Raw genomic sequence first — 20,860 nt, 5'->3', positions numbered from 1 at the left:
ATATTAGACATCTGGTGATCATAAAAAATAAAATCAATTATCACAAAGAAATTATCAATTCTTTCCCCCTACTCCCTACTCCCTCTTTTCTGGAGATGTCTATTAGAATATTTGCCGTGCTAGTACAGTAACTATTTATTTATTTTATCCCTAGTATTGCGTGATTATCACTATTAAACTATAATCTACAATATATTTTAGGGTGATGAATACAGTAACAAAGACTTGTTAACTATTTTGAAAATATAGGAGATCGATAGAATCAAGAAGTTTACTTGATTAACTTGCCAATCTAAATATTTATATCATGTTCGGTTGAATACTTATAAATAACTGTTGTGAGTCCTCAGGAGTCAGGAGTCAGGAGTCAGGAGGGAAGAAAGGAGGAATACATAGAAAATATTGGAGAAAAGCATTGATAATTTCAGTATTTCTTTGGTACTGTCGGTACCCGGAGTCCTTAAATTTTATTATAACTGACCCGTCCGAACATGATATTAGTATATCTAGCTGTAGTAAGCTTAACCATTAATAATGGTGGCCTGATAGGTTGAATACCCTACCATCACTCGCATTGTTATCACTCATACTGACTACTTCCTCAAAGAAGCACAAAGATGCCTAAATCAATCTATAGCAAAATTCCCCATGGTGACATCAATGTTAGCACACCTGAAGCTTTATTGCCGACAATAACTATTTTACTCCTAGATGATTCTGAGGTCGATCGCCTCACCTACATTCGTTATCTTCAATCATATCCAGACCGGACTTACCACATAATAGAAGCGGAAACTGTAGAAGAAGGAATAGAAATGTGGCACTCGGAGCAACCAAATATAGCCTTGGTTGATGTAAATCAACCGGATGGAGATGGATTGGAGTTCTTAGAAGCAATTGCCACTCACTACCCTAAAGCTCAATTACCCGTAATTGTGCTAACTGGATTGAGCGATGAGCGGGTTGCAGTACGAGCAATGAAGCTAGGAGCAGCAGATTATCTGGTCAAAGGAGATATTACAGCTACCTCGTTATACGCCTGTATTAGTCAAGTTTCTGTTCGCACCACGGTACTTACTCAGCTAGAACTGAAATCGGCAATCATTAGGAATCCTGTAGTTGTTAATCCAGATACAACAGTTAGAGATGCCATTACCTTAATGAATAACCAGCGATCGCTTACCAGTGATGCCAAAAAAGCAGATAGGTCAAAAAAAGATCGTCATCAAGGAGCAAGGTCAAGCTGCGCGTTAGTAGTTGAGGATGGGCGGGTCGTAGGTATTATGACTGAGCGGGATGTAGTCTGCTTAAGTGCCCAGCAACAACCTCTCGATCGCTTGGTAATGAGTCAGATTATGACACCTTCTGTCATTACCCTACCTGAGTATGATTTTACCGATTTGTTTTCTGTAATTAACCTGCTTCAGCAGCATCAGATTCGTCACTTGCCAATTCTAGATGAGCACGAGCATCTGGTTGGATTAATTACCCACGATAGTTTGCGACAAATTTGCCAACCAACTGACCTGCTACGACTACGTCTGGTGCGCGAAGTAATGAACCGTAAGGTGATTTGTGCCACACCGAAGACATCTCTGTGGAGAATTGCCCAACTGATGAGCGATCGCCATATTAGTTCAATCGTGATTGTGGAACCTGGTACAGAATCACTGCAAAATCCGGTGGGGATGCTGAGTGAGCGAGACCTGGTTAGATTTCAGGCATTGGGTCTAAATCTAGAAAATTCCATAGCAGAGGCAGTGATGAGTAAACCGCTGCTGACAGTTAAACCAGAAGCGTCACTTTGGACTGTGCAACAGATTATGGAAGAGCACAACATCCGTCAGTTAGTGGTGAAAGGAGAACAAGGAGAGCTTATAGGCATTGTGACACAGAGCAGTTTCTTGCAAGCTATCAATCCTTGGGAAGTTAGGAAATTGATGGAAGTTTTGGAACAACGGGTAGTGCGTTTAGAGGCAGAGCGAATCAAACTACTGGAAAGTCGGACTGTTGAACTAGAAAGCTTGGTGGAAGCAAGAACTAATGCTCTCAAAGCCAAGGCAGAACGCGAAAAATTAATGATGACTGTAGCAGACCAGATTAAGTCGTCGCTGGATTTGCAGAAAATTCTTGATACAGCAGTACGAGAGATTCCCTCGCTGTTGCACTGCCATCAGGCAATGGTTTACCAATTCTATCCTCAGTCTTCTGATACTGTGGTTGCTAAGTCAATTGCTGAAGGTGAGCGATCGCTATTGGATGCAGAATTTGCCCAGATATGGGTGACACCTGAATGGATGGAGCAGTATCGCCATGGTCAGATTCGGGTAGTAAATGACGTATACGAATCAGATATAAGTTCAGATAGTCAAGAAATCCTTGTAAGTTTCGGTTTTCGTGCTACCCTGGTTGTACCAATTATAGTAGAAAAGGAACTATGGGGTCTGATTCTTGCCAGCCATGATCGTGCCTATATCTGGGAAAAAGATGGGATCGACTTACTGCAACGATTATCTGTTCACATTGCCATTGCTATCCAACAGGGAAAATCCTATGAACAAATAAAGGTTGAACTGGAAGAACGACAACGAGCAGAATCTGCCTTGAATAAGATCGAAACTCGTTACTCAACATTAGCTGCGACTGTTCCAGTGGGAATTTTTCGTACTGATATGATAGGGAACTGTACCTATGTTAACGATCGCTGGAGTCAGATTGCTGGAATCTCTGTAGAGGCAGCAACTGGATCTGGATGGCAACAGGGTCTACACCCTGACGATCAAGTTATGGTTACTACCGCCTGGAAGCAATTTATCCAAGGCAAGCATTCTGGCCAAATGGAATATCGCTTGCAACATCCTGACGGCACTGTGAAGTGGGTGTATGCACAAGCAGTGGCAGAATGGGATACAGAGGGGCAGAAAATCGGTTATGTTGGCACAATTACTGATATTAGCTGTCGTAAACAAGTTGAAGAAACCCTACGCAAAAGTGAAACTCATTTAAAAGCAGCACAAAAAATAGGTAAACTGGGGAGTTGGGAATTCAATATAACAACGGGTATAGTTGCTTGGTCTGACGAAACTTTCCGTATTTTTGGACAGTCCCCAGAAGTGAAAACTCTAACTTATGAAAATTTCCTAGAGCTTGTTCATCCTGAAGACCGCGAGAGTATAGACCGTGCAGTTCAGACTACCATAGCAACTGCTCAACCCTACAAAATCGAATATCGTATCTATCAACCAGATGGCTCTTTGGTTTATACCTCGAATCGTGGCAGACCTATGCGGGATATCTCCGGCAAAGTAACGCATCTCATAGGTACGGTACAGGATATCACAGATCACAAATTAGCTGAACAGCAGTTGCGAGAAGCAAAAGAAACTGCCGAATATGCTAATCATGCCAAGAGCGAATTTTTAGCCCTGATGAGTCACGAAATTCGTACTCCGATGAATGGTATTCTGGGACTCACTCACTTGGCTTTACAAACCGATCTTACTCACTACCAGCAAGACTATCTCACCAAAATCCAGAGTTCCGCCCGATCGTTATTGGAAATCATCAACGATATTCTGGACTTTTCCAAAATCGAAGTCGGAAAACTGGAACTGGAATCTATCCCACTTGAATTAGATGAAATTCTCAATCACATCAAAAATATTCTTGCTCTCAAAGCTGCTGAAAAAGGGTTAGAACTATTATTCCAGGTTGGGGATGAGATTCCCCAGTATTTGATTGGAGACTCACTGCGCTTAACTCAAGTGTTGATGAATCTAGCGAGCAATGCTGTCAAGTTCACCGAAACAGGTAGTGTTACTATTGGAGTTGAACTACTCACTTATAGCCAGGAAACTGTTTGCCTGAAATTTCAGGTGCAAGATACAGGAATTGGTATTAGTCCTTCTCAGATGGAAAAATTATTTCAGCCCTTTAGCCAGGTGGATGCTTTTACCAGTCGTAAGTACGGTGGTACAGGACTCGGATTGGCAATTTGCAAAGGTCTTGTCAACATCATGAGCGGAACTATTGGTGTTGAGAGCGAACTCGGTAAAGGCAGTATATTCTACTTTGAACTAGAACTGGGCTACCTCTGGGAGCCTGATGATGATTCTGATTATCCGGTATTCACTGATTCTAGAGAAAGTCAATTGTCCTACTTGGTAGAATTTGAAGCAATTCAGGGGGCTGATATTCTACTGGTAGAAGACAATGCAGTGAACCAACAAATCGCCCAAGAATTGCTGCAAAAAGTAGGGTTGAAAGTAGATTGCGCAACCAATGGAAAAGAAGCGATCGCTAAAGTTATGGAGCAGATTTACGACCTAATCTTGATGGATATTCGGATGCCGGAAATGGATGGACTAGAGGCCACTCGCCGTATCCGTTCTCTGGCAAAGGAGGACAACAGTGGAACAGAATGGTTTGCCACAGTGCCGATTATTGCTATGACAGCTAATGCTATGGATATAGATAAAACTAAAAGTTCGGCAGCAGGGATGAATTATCATCTATCCAAACCTGTTAACCCTCAAGAGTTATATGAGACTCTCCTGAAGTGGATTATTCCAACTAACAGTTCCTCTGTACCCACGAACAATATCCCTAGTCTTCTCCTAGAAAAGACTGATATTCCAGAGACTGCTCAATTATCTCTACCTGGTCTGAATGTCAATTTGGGTTTAGAGTTTACGGGTGGTAAGTGGAGTGATTATCTCGACATTCTGAGACTCTTTCAAGCTTCTCAAAAAAAGTATGACACTGAAATCCTAGCAGCACTAAACTGCGGAGATTTGAAGCAGGCGTTATATTTGGTTCACTCCCTCAAAGGATCAGCAGGTAATATTGGAGCAAATACCCTCTACAAGTCTGCTGCCTCTCTACATCAGGATCTACGAAGTGAAACTGCCGATATGGAAGTTTTATCTACCAAAGCTTTAATTTTAGCCCAACAGTTTCAGCAGGTATTAGAGAGTATTGATATACTTCTAGATAAATTCACGAGTCAGTAGTTATGTCATGTTCGGTTGAATACTTACACTTTGGAGGAAGGAAGGCAGAAGGGAAAGAAAGGTTTAAAGGAATAAGGTTTTTGGTCGCGTAAGCGGAACAGAGTTCTATTGCGCTATTATCGGGACAGGTTAATTATATCAAATCTGGGTAATGGTAATTATTGAGGAAATGAATCATAGAAGAAATCGAAACAACTACATATTAGACCGTTTTATATTTAATTATTGGACTTTGGACAAAGAGCAAAATAGTTAGTGTAATAATTACGCTAATCATATCTGGCAATGTTCCTCTGTCTCCAGTGAATTTAATCACTGAAAAATAGAAATAATTGAGAGTGATCGCCGACGGGGATGCCAACTTTTAGTTATTTTCGAGAATTTTTGTTCCCTTTTGTGATAACTTGATGACGAGTTCTTGGTGTTTTTTTATATCCTTTAATACCTCCAGAAGAATAACCTCGACGTTTGGGAGATGTAGCCATTGTTCCCAAAGTTGAAATTATTCTATAAAAGTCTCTTTGAACTAAACTGGGAGTAATTTTAACTGATTTCTTATTCTTCAAATACTGTTCCCAATGATGGGGTAAAACAACAGCTAAATTCCTTGCAGTCCATAAATTAACATAAGCAATGAGTGTTAATTTAAACCAATTTTCTTCATGTTGGACATCCGGAGTTGAATAAGCAGTCATCAACAATTTTTGTTTACCAAATCGAAACAAATGTTCCATGTCATAACGCTGTCGATCAGACTCATAGCAATCAATGCAAACCACTCAATCAGCAACCATTAGAGGGAAACAAATTCAGAGTTTAATCCGTAAGATGAAGCAGAAAATTAAGAAAATTGAACGAGAAGGAGAGGTGATTCCTCGTGATTGTCATATCATTCGTTATCAAGTCAATAGAAATCAGAAACTGTACTATTATTATAAATTACAATCTACTTCACCGATTTTTCCTATGGCTACTGATAGTCAGAAAAAAACTAAATATAAGTATTTAGGAAAAGGGGGAAGTGAAGCTCATATTGATGCAGTTGAAAAAATGACTCGAAGGAATCTTATTGATGAGTTGGAGAGAGTTGTTCATTCCCTTCAAGAAAGTTATTTAGATATTTGTTTTGGTGGAGAAATTGAACCAGACCCATCCTATGATTTTCAGGATGATAAATAATTTCAAAAACAAAGATAATTCCAGTATGAATTCGGTCTTTAAATCTTAATTTCAGTAGTTAGTTTAAATATTACGCTAACTTTTTTTGTCCAAAGTCCAATAATTAAGTAGAGCTACTTATTAGAATTCAAAAAGAAAGATAAAATATAGCTTTTCTCACTACATTGAGAAATTATATCAAATCCGGTTAAACAGCCATAGAATGCTTAAGTTAGCAGGAGTCAGGAGTCAGGAGTCAGGAGTCAGGAGGAGAAAGAATTACAAAGATAAGCGTAGTTATGACCATTGAATAATTTTTTTATGTCCAATTAAACGGATTTGATATTATGTGTAATTAAAATAGGACTTGAGAGCAAATCTAATATCTAGGCTCCAAGAATTCTCCGTTAATAGAAGAGTTATTAGAGGTATCTTCAGGTAACCAACGACATTCTAATTTTCCTGCTTCTATTTGAGGTACTTTAATAGCAAACCCATTACCATCACCTACCAGAGAAAATCCAAAACCAACAGAAGTTCCTAGTAATACTAAAGCAACTGTTCTAAACATTTATATATCTCCACTAATATAAGTTTAATTACTTCTTATTTAAAACTACAAAGCTAAAATCAAAATTCCGCAACAATTATCGTTCTTAATATTAGCTATATAAATATTATTGGCAAGTTTATAACAGGCAACAGGCAACAGAAGACAAATAAACATAGGTGTAACTCATTAGGCTGAGAAACGCTATATCAATCTATTTCCTAACCAACCCATTTTTTGCTAATATTTAACTAGCTATCAGCTTTTAGCTATCAGCACTTCAGCTTTTAGAGCTAGAATTCAACAATTAATTATTAATTATTAATTATTACCTCTCCTTGAAAACGGATAGGATTGACTAATAATGAAAAATTTTTCTTCTCTTGGTCGATTGGATATGGCGAGAAGACCCGCTCTTGACAGAGCCGCTCCGAAGTACGCCATCCCACCCTATGGGAAGCTGCGCTAACGACCGCTTGTTTCTCCTTTAAAGGAGAGGCTTTAAACCTTAATTAGGGTTTGCTGAAAAAGTCTTATGGGTGAGGGTAGGAGACAGGAGACAGGAGACAGGAAACAGGAGACAGGAGACAGGAGACAGGAGACAGGAGACAGGAGGAACGGGGAATTTAGAGTAGGTAGGAGTAAGAATTATAAGAATGATTTCTCTGCCCAACTTTTGCCTAAAATACGCTCCTTTTTGAGCATGAAGAGCTGAAAACCAGGCACTTTTTTCGACCTCAAAAAGGCACTTGTCTTTATATGTCAATGCTTTTAGATTTAATCAGCAAGCCCTAATTATTCGGTAAAAAACCCCGTCTTATGAACGGCCGTGAAATCTCTTTTCCGTTCCGGAATGCTCCGCTCTCCTAGGGTGTCTCAAAAAGAATCTGCTGATTCCTGAGGAGCTTCTTTAACCACCGCTAATTTTAGCTTTGTAGCCCAATTTAGTTAAAATCTCCAGTAACTTTTGTTTATGTTCCCCCTGAATTTCAATTTCATTATCTTTCACAGTGCCACCCGCACCACATTGATTTTTAAGCTGTTTCAGTAAAGTTGTCAAAACTTCCTGGTTCGACTGAAACCCACTAATAATGGTAACTGTTTTTCCTTTGCGACCTTTGCGAGATGCTTGTACTTTTAAATTTTGTTGATTTGGAGGTAAGTTTGGTACTGCTCTTTCTGTTGCTGGGGAGGTAGCATTATTACCAAACTCTGAGTAAACTACGCGATCGCCTTTAGCATTCATATTAGAGGAATTATTTTTTGAACGACCCATAACTTTTAAGGAATATTATTTAGATTACTAAATCATAAGTATATCATGTATTAAGCTTAGTAGGATAAGTATTATAAAGCTTAGTTCAACAATAGGAAGGAATATAAATTTAACTAGGAAATTTGAGTAGCGATCGCCATTCAAGATTTATTTCCTCTATTTAACTAGCTATCAGTGCTTCAGCTTTTAGAGCTAGGGGTCAAAATCCCCGGTTCTTATAAGCTGGATGGTTGAGTCGGAGTTGAAATCTCCTTTTCGTTCCGGAATGCTCCGCTCTCCTAGGGTGTCTCAAAAAAAATCTGCTGATAGCTGAGGTGCTGACCGCTGAGGTGCTTCTTTAACAAAATCCATCCACAAACTGTCAAACGTGAAATACGGTTTGGCTAGAGTAGAAAAAACCGGATCGAAAAGTTCGGTCACTCTTAATACTGGAGTTGGAAAAAGTTGCTAATATGTAACTAAATACTAAACTCTATTAATTCTAGATAAGTACTATGAATAATCTTCCAAGTCATCCCTCTGAATATTCTGCCAATCAATCCAGTAGTGATAACGTATTATGGCAATATGTTCAATCTTTGAATCCAGAAACTGTAGCTCAACTTTCTAAACCAGAACCAGAAGTTGCTCAAATTATGGAACAAAATTTAAGAGGAATGTTGGGACATTTACCACCAGAGCATTTTGCCATGACTATAACTACTAGCAGAGAAAATCTTGGTCAAATGTTGGCTTCTGCGATGATGAGTGGTTACTTTTTACATCAAGCTAAACAAAGAATGGAACTTGACACATCTCTCCAAGACCTGCATTCTAGTTGAGATAGCTAAACATTTACTTGAGGTGATAAATTCTACAAACAATAGGATCAATGAAAGAGGATAGTTTGAAATCAAACGGTTAATCCAAAAAGTATTTCTGATAATTGTCCCAAAATTAGAATCATTGTACAAAATTAATATCCTCTTTCAACCACAAAATCAATGGAAATCAACTGAATTTATGACAGGTTATTAATTGTCTAAAAAAATAATTATGCTCAATCATTCTCAAGTTAAAAATCAGGAATTGACTAAAAAAATATGTTATTCAAACTTTATCTAAAATTATCCCAATTCCTACTAATTTAAAAATAGATGCTTTAATCGAAACTTTAGAGAAGCATTCTCATACTCGTCAATTAATTATTCTCCAAGATTTTCCAGACCTAGATGCACTTTCAGGAGCTTTGGCTTATAAGTTAATTGCCGAACAATATAATATTCAGTGTGATCTTGTTTATACTGGTACTCTGATATCATATCCGCTGGGGCGCGTTTGTGTAAACTCAAGGGTGAATATCTACAGGGAATTTAAGTTTTTTTATTGCCCTTAAGTATTCCTGCCTGTTCCCTGTTCCCTGTTCCCTGTTCCCTGTTCCCTGTTCCCTACCTTTGCTATACAATACCGATGCTACCGGACATGATATGAGTCATCAAGAAAATATTACACTTGTTAAATTGACTGGTTTGCCAGTCCAAAAGTAGACAGTAGAAACTTCTAAAAAAAAGGATTTATCTGTTTATCAAGGATGTGTTTTTATTGATAACCAAGGTACTACCAGTCAGCTCACTTCACTGGTGGTAAAAACTATTCCTGTAGTGGCTGTTATTGACCACCATAGTCTACAAGAAAACTTAAAGGCAGAGTTTGTAGATATTCGGCCTTCAATCAAAGCTACAGCTACTATCTTAACCCAATATATTCAAGCAGGATTACTAGAATTTGATAATAATACTATCGAACATATAAAATGTGCTACAGCTTTGATGCATGGCATCAGGTCTGATACAAATCAGTTATTACAAACAACAGATGAAGATTTTCTGGCGACGGCTTATTTAAGTCGTTTTTATGATGCAACGTTATTAAATGCGGTGCTACAATCTTCTAGGTCTCAACGGGTGATTGATATTATTGAAAGAGCTTTGTCTCATCGCTCTATATATATATAACAATGTTTCTATTTCTGGTGTTGGTTATCTTCGTGGTTTAGATCGAGATGCTATTCCTCAAGCTGCTGACTTTTTAATCACAGAAGAAAATGTTCATACTGCTGTTGTTTATGGTATTGTTCAAGATGAGGAAAAAGAACTAGAAGTAGTCACTGGATCTTTGCGAACTAATAAAATTACTCTAGATCCAGATGAGTTTATTAAAGAAGCTTTTGGAATGGATACCCAAGGACATTTTTTCGGTGGAGGGCGTTGCCAAGCAGGAGGTTTTGAAATTCCTATAGATTTTCTTTCTGGTTTTAATTTTAACAGTGAATATGCTCAAAAAAAATGGGATGTTTTTAATATTCAAGTTAAGCAAAAGCTTTTAAAATTAGTCAATCCTAACTAAATAGGCATCTCCGAAAGAGAGAGAGTAGGGAGTAGGGAGTAGGGAGTAGGGGGAAATAATTGATGATTTATGCGTATGGGATTGATTTGATTTTTGATGATCGCGCCTATGTCTAATAGAGAAATACTAAAACTATGACTACTTAATTATTAGGCGTTGGTGAAAAGAGGTATGATATTTTGTCCGGATAAGAGCGCCAACAAAAAAACTTTCTCCTTCTATTCCTTGTTTCTTCTTCTTTCTTTCCTCCTGACTCCTGACTCCTGACTCCTGACTCCTAAGTAATTAAGATTAATATCATACCTTAATTTACCAACGCCAATTATTCTTTCCATAAAGCAATTCCTCCTAATAAACCATTTACATTAGGCACTATTTTTACATTTGTTGGTAATTCAAATTCAATTTTTTTTGTATTGCCACCACCAAGATAAATATGATCGCAATTAAATAAATGTTGTAGAGTAGCGATCGCCTTTTCTAAGCGCTTATTCCACTTCTTTTTACCAATATCATCTAATGCTGCTCTTCCTAAGTGTTCCTCATAAGTGTCTTTTTTACGAAACGGATGATGACCCATTTCCAAGTTTGGCACTAGTTTTCCTTCTAGAAACAATGCTGAACCGAAACCAGTTCCTAAAGTAACTACCAACTCTACTCCTTTGCCTTCAATTGTTCCTAGTCCTTGAATATCAGCATCATTAGCAACTCGCACCGGTTTCCCCAAGCGTTCTGAAAGCACTGCTGCCAAATTCAACCCTATCCAGTCAGAATCTAAATTTGCTGCTGTTTTAATCACACCATCCATAACTACACCAGGGAAACCTACGGATATTCTGTCAAATTCTCCTTGTTCTGCTGCTAAAGAGACAATCTCTTTTAATATTGGGTCTGGTTTTGCTGGGTCTGGTGTTTCGACACGACTACGTTTTGTGATAGGTTCTCCTGTTTCATCTAAGACTATTACTTTAATCCCGCTGCCACCAATATCAACTGCTAAAGTTTGTATAGTTTTAACTTCATTCATTGCTTACGCCTTTTTTTTATGACATATTATCATCATAATTAATATTGTTTTACTCCGACAATATTTATAACCTTATCTTAATTATTTATCTAACTAAAGTCTTGCTTTAAAAACTGATTAATTTCCTGCCAAACTTTTGCCATCACATTCCCCAAAGTATGGTCAGTATCAAGTTCTATTAATTCTACCCAGGAGCGTTTGGCAACAAATTCTCGACTAGCTTGAATGGGAATCACGTTGTCATTTAAACCATGAAAAATTAAAGTTGGTAAAGTACGTTTTAATTTTTTCTCTTCATACTCGATCAAATCAACTATAAAATCATAGCTCAATAGTGAATATTTTTTTTCTCCATAATGGTATATCCAATAATCTCCCCTTTCTTGCCATTTTTGTAAATTTTCTTCTCCTAAATTTTGTTGCCAATGGGATAAAAAATTAAAGGCGGGTGCCAGTAAAATTATTGCTTTAACATGGAAATTTTGTTCTGCTAAAAAAGTAGATGTTAAACCACCAAAACTAGAGCCAATTAATATTATTGGTGTAGATTTTTTTGTGATTTCTGACTCTACTTGATGAATTTGTCTTGTTAAAGTTAGGTTGTAAAAATCATTTTGATTTAAGTCTAGAATATTAAGATTGAGGTTGATTTCTGCGAAGCGATCGCGCAAATATATAGCTTTATTAGATTTGGGACTAGAGGCAAATCCATGTAAATAAATATAAGTGTAATTATTCAGCATTTCTTTTGTTTAAAGTCAAGAATAGGCCTGGGTAATTAGTAGCTAATATTTGTCCAAATGGTATTAACTAGCTATCAGCATTTTCCGTACCGGAATCCTCCGCAAACAGCATTTCCGTACAGAAACGCTTTGAAATTTATCTTGCTAAAGTATTTTTTTCAAAACTTGTAATAATTATTTTGTAAAGTTTATTAGTAATGACTAGTAATGACTGTTTTTTTTATTCGATAATTTTGCCGACGATCGAATCAGTTTTATATATTTATATCATATTATTTTATCAATCAGGCTGGCTATAAATTATTCCAGAATTTACTTACTATAAAATACTCATACCAACCACCACTACTTCTAGTCTTTAAAGTTAATTTAACTAGCGATTTTTGAGAGATTCCCGGCGTTGCTGCATTAACTTTGACCACTGTTGTAATTGTTCGGGAGTTAGCACTTCTCTAATTTTGAGAATAGTATTAAATTGTAATTCTGCTAAATCTTTTCTCAACTGTAAAACTTCGCCATGTTTTTGCCGTAGTTGATTATCAGTATTAGTAGCAATTATCATTTGATTTAATTCTTCCTGGGCATCCCGCAAATTTTCTAAACTTTGAATAATTTGCTGTTGATGTTGCTGACGAATTGCCACAATTTTATCAGTTTGTTCTTGTGTAAGATTTAGTTGTTGAAATACACCTTCTTCTGTTGATTGTGACTCCTGTACTTTTGTTGTTTGACTAATTATTTGAGCATCATTATTATAGTTAGGAGTTGCAATAACAGAACTAATAGTTAAGGGTGTAACTAATAATCCTAATACAGCAGAAATCAAAGCTGGGGACATAAAATTTTACCTCTCAATATTTGGTTAGGTATGAATTAATATCAAATCCTTTTTTTTCAAATTATATCAAATCCGTTTAATTGGAAATAAAAAAATTCGGTGGTGGTGCATAGTAATGGTAAAGGAAGCACCAGGAGTTTGGGGGGATGGGGAGATGGGGAGTGTGGGAAATGGGGAGATGAGGAGTGTGGGAGAAATTAAAAAATATGTATCCTACCATTACCATGCAGGACTATCAAAAATTCTTCAATCGTCATAACTACGCTCATCTTTGTGATTCTCTCTCCTCCTGACTCCTGACTACTCCTTACTTAACCAATCTATAACTGTTTAACCGGTAAAGAAGGTTGACTAACTTTTTTGGCGTTGGTGATTTGAGATATGATATCATGTCCGGATAAGAGCGCGAACAAAAAACTTTCTCCTTCTACTACTCTTTCTTCTTCTTTCTTCTCTCCTGACTCGGTCTTCCCCCTCCTGGGAGGGGGAGGGGCGAGGGGTGGGTTGACTCCTAAAGAATTAAGATTAATATCATACACGCGCTTCACTAACGCCACTTTTTCTACCTAAATTGTTTCTTCCAACTTCGGTTTTACTTTTTTCTTCTTACTTCTTTTACAGCGCTTTTCAGTTGAGTAGACCACTAAACTCATTGTTAGGAGTCAGTCTTCAGGAGTAGACAGTAGTAGGAGCGAATGGCCATTCGCCCCTACAGGGTTTTGTTTGTGACGTGAGGTCAGAGATCGGCAAAAGTGCTGTAACTTACCACCTTCTTCAACGTAAAGTTACTAACTCTTCTGATGTGGAGGGGTGAATACCAATAGTGCGGTCAAAGTCTGCTTTGGTTGCACCCATATTAACAGCGATCGCCATTCCTTGGATAATTTCACCCGCATCTTTACCGACCATGTGTACTCCTAAAACACGGTCAGTATTACCCTCGACTACCAATTTCACCATTACTTTTTCATCTGCACCTGTAAAACTGTGGAACATTGGGCGAAACTTAGCGCGGTAACATTTGATAGAGTCACCAAATTTTTCTTTAGCTTCTGCTTCTGTTAGACCTACGGTAGATCCTTCTGGTTCTGAGAAGACTGCTGTGGGAATATTTTCTAGAGAAATTGCTCTAGGGATATTACCAAATTCTGTATCAGCAAAAGCACGACCTTGAGCAATAGCAACAGGAGTTAAATTTGCTTTATCTATACAGTCTCCCACTGCATAAATATTTGGTTGAGTGGTACGACAGTTTCCACTAACGGCAATTGCACCACTAACTGTTTCTACTCCAGCGTTTTCTAAGTTCAAACCTTCTAAGTTTGGTTTGCGACCAGTTGCACAGAGGAATGTATCGACAATTAAAGGTTCGGCATTTTCTCCTGTTAGGTGAACTTTTAACCCTTCTTCGACTTTCTCAATTTTTTCTACATTTGTATTGATGCGGAAGTCTACTCCATGTTTTGTCATTCCTTCTTGAATGTTGCTGCGGATGTCTTGGTCAAAACCTCGCAAAATTAAATCCCGACGAATAATTTCAGTAACTTCAGTACCGACACCATTTAAAATTCCGGCAAATTCTACACCGATATAACCGCCTCCCCAAACTGCCATTCTTTTTGGTTGTTCTTTGAGGTGGAACATTTCGCGGGAAGTAATACTATGTTCAATTCCAGGAATGTTGATTTTTTCTGCTTTCCCACCGACAGCGATTAAGATTTTATCTGCTGTGATTTTACGATCGCCTACTTCTACGGTATGGGGGTCGATAAATTTGGCATATCCTTCTATTAGTTCCACTCCTGCTTTTTCCAGGAAACTGATATGTAGTTTATTTAAACGTAGAACTTCTGTATTTACAGCATCTATTAATTTATGCCAATCAAAACTAGGTTCTACTTCACTCCAACCATAACCTACTGCATCTTGATACAAGTGGGAAAATCTGGAACCGTAAACCATGAGTTTTTTTGGGACACATCCTCTAATGACGCAAGTACCTCCTACTAAATCATTTTCAGCGATCGCTACTTTTGCTCCATAAGATGCTGCCCTTTTTGAAGATGCTAACCCACCCGATCCTGCACCTATCACAAATAGATCGTAATCGTATGCCATAATTTGATATCCTTTGATTGATATTTTAATTATTTTGTTGTTTGTCTTTTTAAATTATACCTGTTGTTGCTTCTCATGTAATTCTGTCATTAGGCAGATCGGTTAAATTAGGACAATAATTTAGAGACATCCAATTACTACTTTACAAACAGAATGTAATTTTATACGATAATTTGATATTCTTGGGTTGATATTTTTACTATTTTTTTACGGCGTTACTGATTTGAGGTATGAAATTCAACTTTGGATAAATTTTCAGCCAAAACAGTAGTGCAAATTATACCTATTTCTTTCTATTTAGTCACCGAAAAACTCCTTTCTATCTACTAACTCCTGACTCATGAGGACTGTGAAATCATACATTTATTCAGCAACGCCTTTTTTACTTCTATTTTTCTATAATAACAGTCGTTAATTTAGTTGATTTTCTCAATTACTGTAGTAGTTTGATGGTAGTTTTGTATGAATTTCATTGAAATTAGGGAGAAGGGGTAATACTTTTCATTTTTTATCTATAATTCTTGATTTTTTACAAATCATAGGACTTACGCAGTACAAGGTATTTTCGTCCGAAGCGACCCACAGGGTTTGCGCAGCAGTCCGGAACGGAAAGCAATTTCACATTCTAGTTTTTCGTACCTCATGCGTAAGTCCTGAAATCATTTATTCTACCTCAAATCAAAAAAATCTCCACATTATTTTTTAGGTTTCCTTGCTACTACCGTAGGAAATATCCTGGCATTATCCCAAATAAATTCTATATCATCAAAACCAACATTTTGTAGTTGTAATTTTGTCGTTGATGAACTTCTAAATCCTGTAATTTTCAGATTCAACATAATATCGCCAAATATGATTTTTGTAAGTAACATATCGTCTAGATTTAGTTGATTCATATCCCATTCTGAATTGGGGTCGATATTCGGGGATGGGGTTAAAAAGCTAGTTACCAATATACCTCCTGGCATTAATGCTTTGAAAAACTTTCGATATAGCTCCATAACTTTTTGATCATCAGATTCATAAATATTTAAACCATTGCTAGTCAATAGCGTAAATTCATCTTCAAAAGGCAAATTCCAACCATCTTCCTGATGAAATTCTACTTTTTCAGATAACCCATATTCTTCAGCTAATTTTTTTGCCAATTTTAAACTTTCATAATCAATATCAATTCCCACTAAACGGAAATTATCTACACCTGAAAAATCCAACTTCAACAAATCCCTCATTACCCCACAAGGTAAGGAGGCAAAAACTAAACCATCTCTCACATAATTCTGAATAACTTTACTGAAATTGACATATCTTTGTTGTGTCGCCAGGAAAGTAGGGTCTTGATCCAATAAATACTTTTCTAATTTTGTTAAACTACGACCTTCTTTATCAATACCTGTCACCCTTCCTTGATACTGATGTTCCAGAACATAGTCTGTCCAATAGCCATTCAGACCTCCATTTTGTAAATAAAATTGCCCTAAAGGAAAACCTGCTAATCCATTAAGAAGTTCTAATTGTCTAGCAACAGTAACATGGGGTTTATCTCCAGTCTGAATAATTCTTTGTTTAACCCTTTCTATGGTTTCTTCAAGAGTTTAATTTTTACTTCCATGAGAGAGAATACGTTGTTCATTAAATTCTTGAGATTGTTGAGTCATTAGCTTATTTTGATTGAATTACAATATTGATTTTATTAATTACTAAATATTTGTCAAGTTAAAAGCTTCTCCATACCCTATTTAGGTTTACGCGCTGTTACTGTGGGATATATTCTTGCGTTATCCCAAATAAATTCTATTTCATCAAACCCAACAGTTTGTAATTGTAATTTTGTTGTTGATGAACTCCTAAAGGCTGTAAATTTAACATTCAATATATCAAAAAATATAATTTTTGAAAGCAATAAATCTTCTGAATTAATCTGACTCATATCCCATTCTGAATTGGGGTCAATATTTGGGGATGGGGTTAAAAAGCTAGTTACTAATATACCTCCTGGCATTAATGCTTTGAAAAACTGTCGATATAACTCCGTTACTTTTTCATCATCAGGTTCATAAACATTTAAACCATTGCTAGTCAATAGTGTAAATTCATCTTCAAAAGGCAAATTCCAAGCATCTTCCTGATGAAATTCTACTTTTTCTGATAAATCATATTCTTCAGCTAATTTTTTTGCTAATTCTAAACTTTCATAGTCAATATCAATTCCCACTAAACGAAAATTTTCTACTCCGGTAAAATCCAACTTCAACAAATCCCTCATTACTCCACAAGGCAAGGAAGCAAAAACTATATCCTCTTGCACACAATTCTGAATAGCTTTACCAAAATTGACATATCTTTGTTGTGTAGGAAAGGAGTTTTTATCTAGCAAAAATTTTTCTAATTCTGTTAAACTACGACCTTCAGCATCAATACCAGTAATTCTTCCTTGAAATTGGTGTTCCACTACATAATCTGTCCAATAGCCATTCAGACCTCCATTTTGTAATAAAAATTGTCCTAAAGGAAAACCTGCTAATTCATTAAGAAATTCTAATTGTCTGGCAACAGTAACATGGGGTTTATCTCCAGTTTTGATAATTCTTTGTTTAACCCTTTCTATGGTTTCTTCAATACTTTCATTTTCATTTCCATGAGAGAGGATATGTTGTTCATTAAATTCTTGAGATTGTTTAGTTATTGACTTATCTTTCATTAAATTATGCTGTTTAACTATAACTTTTTTCGGGGAAGCGATCGCCTCCCCAAAATTAATATTTTCAACACTTATGACAGACAAAATATAACCCACTAATATTTTGAGTAGGAATATAATTATCAACCTCACAACACAGTTGTTTCATTAACCCTGCTTCTAACATTTCTTCATGGATTTTTTTCCATCCACTCTCCTGATTTTCAAACCAATGTTGGCGGTAGGAAAAACAAAGTAATCCTGCTGATTTTGTCACCCGAATTATTTCCGGCAAACTCTCCGATGGCGCATTTCCAGGAGAACATAAAGTTCCTGCGCTAATTACAATATCAAAGGTATTATCAGCATAGGGAATTTCCGGAAGAATAGACTGTTTAAGTTCTTTATATAATCCCTTACTTTTAGCAGATTCTAACATTCCTGGTGACATATCTATTCCATAAAAGAAACCTTTTACCCCCATTTCTCTCAAAATACGACCTTGGTCTCCAGTACCACACCCTAAATCTAGAATAGCTAAGTTAGAAGAGTTACCAATATATTGATGTAAAAGTTGGCAGCATTTTTTGGCAGCATAAGTACCACCCTCAAAAATTTCATGGTTTTGGTCATACTATTCTATTAACGGTTGATATTGACCTGTTTTTTCTACCTCTTGGGAATTAGTTGTATACTCTGAAAACCACTGTCTTTGATTGGATTTTGATTGTTCCATAAAATAAATTACCGAATAATTGATAATGAATAATTTTTGCTTAAACTTCTTTATTTTTCAGTATAAAAAATTCCTAAATTTGCCTTTTAGTCAATCTTTTTCTGGAAGACAAGAGGTAATTATCACTCATCAGTTAACAGTTAATATTTTTAGTATTGCTTTTAATACCATGTCCGTTTAATTAGAGCTTGCTGATTAAATCTAAAAGCATTGACAAATAAAGACAAGTGGTTTTTTTAGGTCAAAAAAAGTGCCTGGTTTTCAGCTCTTCATGCTCAAAAAGGAGCGCATTTTAGGCAAAAGTTGGGCAGAACAATCTTGGGACAAAACGCCCGCTCCTACCTCCTCGCTCATTCCCTTTCTCCCCTCCGGTGGAGGGGAAGTCAGGAGTCAGGAGTCAGGAGTCAGGATAAATGGGAATTATAGAGGAGATAGTAGGAAGAATCGTTCCTTGATTTTTCTGTCCAACTCTTGACCAAAATCCTAAATTTTTGAACCATTACCACCTAAAACCTCGCACTTTTTGATACTTAAAAAGGCTAAAAACTTTATATTTAAAGACTTTTAGACTTAATCAGCAAGTGTTAATTAAATCAATTCAAGACTATGAAATAAACAATTTCATTTCTCTATTCCCTATTCCCTATTCCCTGACTTCTGCAAGAAGTCTAATTACTTTTTTCGTTGATCAAATTCCGAGTAAAAAATTTACGCATAAATACTTGCTTGATTGATTACTCAATCACGGCAGCTATGATTTTCTCCTAAATTCTATCTCCTGACTCCTGACTCCTGAGTCCTTATTCTCAGACAATGAAACTTAGAATAAAGCATTTTTTTCACAGATACTCCACCTAGTAAATGTCTTTCCACCACTGCCGAAACCTCATCAATATGAACATGACTATACCAAACTTCCTCCGGCAAAACTAAAACCATCGGACCATTGCCACATTGCCCTAAACATCCACTTTTTTCTACTTGAATATTAGGAACTTCAGACGACTCAAAAGCAGCTAATACTTTTGCCGAACCTTGTTTCCGACAAGTACGATTTTGACAGACTAATAAACGTCTATCAACTTGACTATTTTCCACCATAATTTCTCCCGGTTATACTTCATCCGGCAATAAATTTTTAGCAGCTAACCATTCACTATTAAATAATTTTGATTGATAACGAGCGCCACTATCACATAATACAGTCACAATAGTATGACCAGAACCCATTTCTTTTGCTAAAGCTATTGCTGCACCAACATTAATTCCGACAGAACCACCCATAAATAAACCGTCTTTTCTTAACAGTTGATAAACCACTTTTACCGCTTCTTGATCATCAACTCGAATCGCATCATCTATCGGCACATTTTCCATATTTTTCGTTACCCGACTATTACCAATACCCTCAGTAATAGAATTACCCTCGCTAGAAATTTCCCCAGTTTTCACATAACTATAAAGACCGCTTCCCATAGGGTCTGCTAAAACAGTTTTAATTTGCGGATTTTTTTCTTTTAAAAATAATGACACACCAGCAAAAGTTCCACCCGTACCAGTAGCAGCTACCCAACCATCTACTTTTCCATCAGTTTGTTCCCAAATTTCCGGTCCGGTTGTTTCATAATGAGCAATTCTATTTGCCAAATTATCAAACTGATTTGCCCAGATAGCATTTTCCATTTCCGATGCTAATCTACCTGACATTTTTACATAGTTATTTGGGTCTTTATAGGGAACTGCTGGAACAGGTCTAACTTCCGCACCTAAAGTTCTCAAAGCATCCATTTTTTCAATAGATTGAGTTTCGGGAATAATAATTAAACACTTATAACCTTTAGCATTACAAATATGTGCTAAACCAATTCCTGTATTACCAGCAGTTCCTTCCACAACTGTTCCCCCAGGTTTCAGTAAACCTTTTTCTTCTGCATCTTTAATAATATAAAGAGCAGCTCGGTCCTTCACCGAACCCCCTGGATTAAGAAATTCTGCTTTGCCTAAAATTTCACATCCAGTTTCTTCACTGAAGCTATTTAATCTAATTAATGGAGTATTGCCAACTGTACCGATAAAACCTTGTTTAATATCCATTTTTTGACCAATATTTTATTTACAAAATATTATTTTACCAAACTTTGCTCATCTTTAAAACAAATCCAGGCAATACTGAGTCCCCACTTACAGTATCAGGATTTTCTAAACATTCTGTAAGCATTCCTGGGCGATAGATATAAACTTTTCTCTCTTTTCTATCAATTAACCAACCTAATTTTACTCCCGGTTCTTCCATATATTCTGCCATTTTTGCTTGGAGAGTTTTCAGATTATCTGAAG

22 protein-coding genes are annotated in these 20,860 nt (G+C 36.6%); 8 read left to right on the top strand and 14 right to left on the bottom strand.

Going from position 1 to position 20,860, the window contains the following annotated elements:
- Positions 1–617: 617 nt before the first annotated feature.
- A complete protein-coding gene (locus tag D5R40_RS15160) occupies positions 618–5,012 on the top strand; it encodes a CBS domain-containing protein (RefSeq protein WP_124154845.1) in 4,395 nt (1,464 codons plus the stop codon).
- Positions 5,013–5,380: 368 nt separating this feature from the next.
- Here the strand turns inward: D5R40_RS15160 and D5R40_RS15155 are convergent, their stop codons facing one another.
- Positions 5,381–5,791, bottom strand: a complete 411-nt coding sequence (locus D5R40_RS15155; protein WP_205127654.1) for a hypothetical protein — start codon at positions 5,789–5,791, stop codon at positions 5,381–5,383.
- On the opposite strand from D5R40_RS15155, the gene D5R40_RS15150 reads away from it, so the two are divergent.
- Positions 5,781–6,191, top strand: coding sequence for a hypothetical protein (locus tag D5R40_RS15150; protein WP_124154844.1), 411 nt, complete (start codon positions 5,781–5,783; stop codon positions 6,189–6,191). The genes D5R40_RS15155 and D5R40_RS15150 overlap by 11 nt on opposite strands.
- Before the next feature lie 358 nt (positions 6,192–6,549).
- On the opposite strand, the gene D5R40_RS15145 is transcribed toward D5R40_RS15150, so the two are convergent.
- On the bottom strand, positions 6,550–6,741 hold the full coding sequence (locus D5R40_RS15145) for a hypothetical protein (protein WP_124145835.1): 192 nt from the start codon (positions 6,739–6,741) through the stop codon (positions 6,550–6,552).
- 514 nt (positions 6,742–7,255) lie between these two features.
- Here D5R40_RS15145 and D5R40_RS15140 point away from each other — a divergent pair.
- The gene (locus D5R40_RS15140) at positions 7,256–7,435 is read left to right on the top strand and encodes a hypothetical protein (protein WP_124154843.1); all 180 of its coding nucleotides are present in this window, start codon (positions 7,256–7,258) and stop codon (positions 7,433–7,435) included.
- A gap of 195 nt (positions 7,436–7,630) precedes the next feature.
- On the opposite strand, the gene D5R40_RS15135 is transcribed toward D5R40_RS15140, so the two are convergent.
- Positions 7,631–7,996 (bottom strand): translation initiation factor, encoded by a 366-nt coding sequence (locus D5R40_RS15135; protein WP_124145836.1) that lies wholly within the window; start codon positions 7,994–7,996, stop codon positions 7,631–7,633.
- A 494-nt stretch (positions 7,997–8,490) separates the two neighbouring features.
- Between D5R40_RS15135 and D5R40_RS15130 the strand changes: the two genes are divergently transcribed.
- The 3 genes from D5R40_RS15130 (at position 8,491) to D5R40_RS42020 (ending at position 10,381) form a co-directional block, all read left to right on the top strand.
- The gene (locus tag D5R40_RS15130; RefSeq protein WP_124145837.1) at positions 8,491–8,817 is read left to right on the top strand and encodes a DUF760 domain-containing protein; all 327 of its coding nucleotides are present in this window, start codon (positions 8,491–8,493) and stop codon (positions 8,815–8,817) included.
- Positions 8,818–9,615: 798 nt separating this feature from the next.
- Positions 9,616–9,990 (top strand): DHH family phosphoesterase, encoded by a 375-nt coding sequence (locus D5R40_RS42025; RefSeq protein WP_338043211.1) that lies wholly within the window; start codon positions 9,616–9,618, stop codon positions 9,988–9,990.
- A complete protein-coding gene (locus tag D5R40_RS42020) occupies positions 9,953–10,381 on the top strand; it encodes a DHH family phosphoesterase (RefSeq protein ID WP_338043212.1) in 429 nt (142 codons plus the stop codon). The genes D5R40_RS42025 and D5R40_RS42020 overlap by 38 nt, the downstream gene beginning before the upstream one ends.
- Positions 10,382–10,703: 322 nt before the next feature.
- On the opposite strand, the gene D5R40_RS15120 is transcribed toward D5R40_RS42020, so the two are convergent.
- The 3 genes from D5R40_RS15120 to D5R40_RS15110 form a co-directional block, all read right to left on the bottom strand.
- Positions 10,704–11,408: an ROK family protein gene (locus tag D5R40_RS15120; RefSeq protein ID WP_124145838.1), complete on the bottom strand. Its 705-nt coding sequence runs from the start codon at positions 11,406–11,408 to the stop codon at positions 10,704–10,706.
- A gap of 89 nt (positions 11,409–11,497) precedes the next feature.
- The gene (locus D5R40_RS15115; protein ID WP_124145839.1) at positions 11,498–12,151 is read right to left on the bottom strand and encodes a YqiA/YcfP family alpha/beta fold hydrolase; all 654 of its coding nucleotides are present in this window, start codon (positions 12,149–12,151) and stop codon (positions 11,498–11,500) included.
- A gap of 373 nt (positions 12,152–12,524) precedes the next feature.
- Positions 12,525–12,989, bottom strand: coding sequence for a Spy/CpxP family protein refolding chaperone (locus D5R40_RS15110; protein WP_124145840.1), 465 nt, complete (start codon positions 12,987–12,989; stop codon positions 12,525–12,527).
- A 115-nt stretch (positions 12,990–13,104) separates the two neighbouring features.
- On the opposite strand from D5R40_RS15110, the gene D5R40_RS35300 reads away from it, so the two are divergent.
- Positions 13,105–13,248: a hypothetical protein gene (locus D5R40_RS35300; RefSeq protein WP_161564606.1), complete on the top strand. Its 144-nt coding sequence runs from the start codon at positions 13,105–13,107 to the stop codon at positions 13,246–13,248.
- Between the two features lie 61 nt (positions 13,249–13,309).
- Here the strand turns inward: D5R40_RS35300 and D5R40_RS15105 are convergent, their stop codons facing one another.
- The 5 genes from D5R40_RS15105 to D5R40_RS15085 form a co-directional block, all read right to left on the bottom strand.
- Positions 13,310–13,546, bottom strand: coding sequence for a hypothetical protein (locus D5R40_RS15105; protein WP_124145841.1), 237 nt, complete (start codon positions 13,544–13,546; stop codon positions 13,310–13,312).
- Between the two features lie 217 nt (positions 13,547–13,763).
- Entirely contained in the window at positions 13,764–15,107 is a 1,344-nt protein-coding gene (gor, locus tag D5R40_RS15100; RefSeq protein WP_124154842.1) for a glutathione-disulfide reductase, read from the bottom strand.
- 695 nt (positions 15,108–15,802) lie between these two features.
- Complete coding sequence (locus D5R40_RS15095) at positions 15,803–16,507, bottom strand: class I SAM-dependent methyltransferase (protein ID WP_124154841.1); 705 nt, start codon at positions 16,505–16,507, stop codon at positions 15,803–15,805.
- A 335-nt stretch (positions 16,508–16,842) separates the two neighbouring features.
- Positions 16,843–17,892, bottom strand: coding sequence for a class I SAM-dependent methyltransferase (locus D5R40_RS15090; protein ID WP_124154840.1), 1,050 nt, complete (start codon positions 17,890–17,892; stop codon positions 16,843–16,845).
- Entirely contained in the window at positions 17,873–18,403 is a 531-nt protein-coding gene (locus D5R40_RS15085; RefSeq protein WP_124145846.1) for a class I SAM-dependent DNA methyltransferase, read from the bottom strand. Before D5R40_RS15085 ends, D5R40_RS15090 begins: the two co-directional genes overlap by 20 nt.
- 370 nt (positions 18,404–18,773) lie before the next feature.
- On the opposite strand from D5R40_RS15085, the gene D5R40_RS35295 reads away from it, so the two are divergent.
- Complete coding sequence (locus D5R40_RS35295) at positions 18,774–18,998, top strand: hypothetical protein (RefSeq protein ID WP_124154839.1); 225 nt, start codon at positions 18,774–18,776, stop codon at positions 18,996–18,998.
- A gap of 296 nt (positions 18,999–19,294) precedes the next feature.
- Here D5R40_RS35295 and D5R40_RS15075 read toward each other — a convergent pair whose 3' ends face one another.
- The 3 genes from D5R40_RS15075 to D5R40_RS15065 form a co-directional block, all read right to left on the bottom strand.
- The gene (locus D5R40_RS15075; protein WP_124154838.1) at positions 19,295–19,624 is read right to left on the bottom strand and encodes a (2Fe-2S) ferredoxin domain-containing protein; all 330 of its coding nucleotides are present in this window, start codon (positions 19,622–19,624) and stop codon (positions 19,295–19,297) included.
- A gap of 12 nt (positions 19,625–19,636) precedes the next feature.
- Positions 19,637–20,617, bottom strand: a complete 981-nt coding sequence (locus D5R40_RS15070; protein WP_124145848.1) for a cysteine synthase A — start codon at positions 20,615–20,617, stop codon at positions 19,637–19,639.
- 34 nt (positions 20,618–20,651) lie between these two features.
- On the bottom strand, positions 20,652–20,860 hold a 209-nt coding region (locus tag D5R40_RS15065), incomplete at its 5' end, for a Uma2 family endonuclease (RefSeq protein ID WP_134239616.1).

Source organism: Okeania hirsuta, assembly GCF_003838195.1.
GTDB classification, from domain to species: Bacteria; Cyanobacteriota; Cyanobacteriia; order Cyanobacteriales; family Microcoleaceae; genus Okeania; species Okeania hirsuta.
Note: the sequence above shows the minus strand (reverse complement) of the source record. Positions and strands in the feature narration are given on the sequence as shown.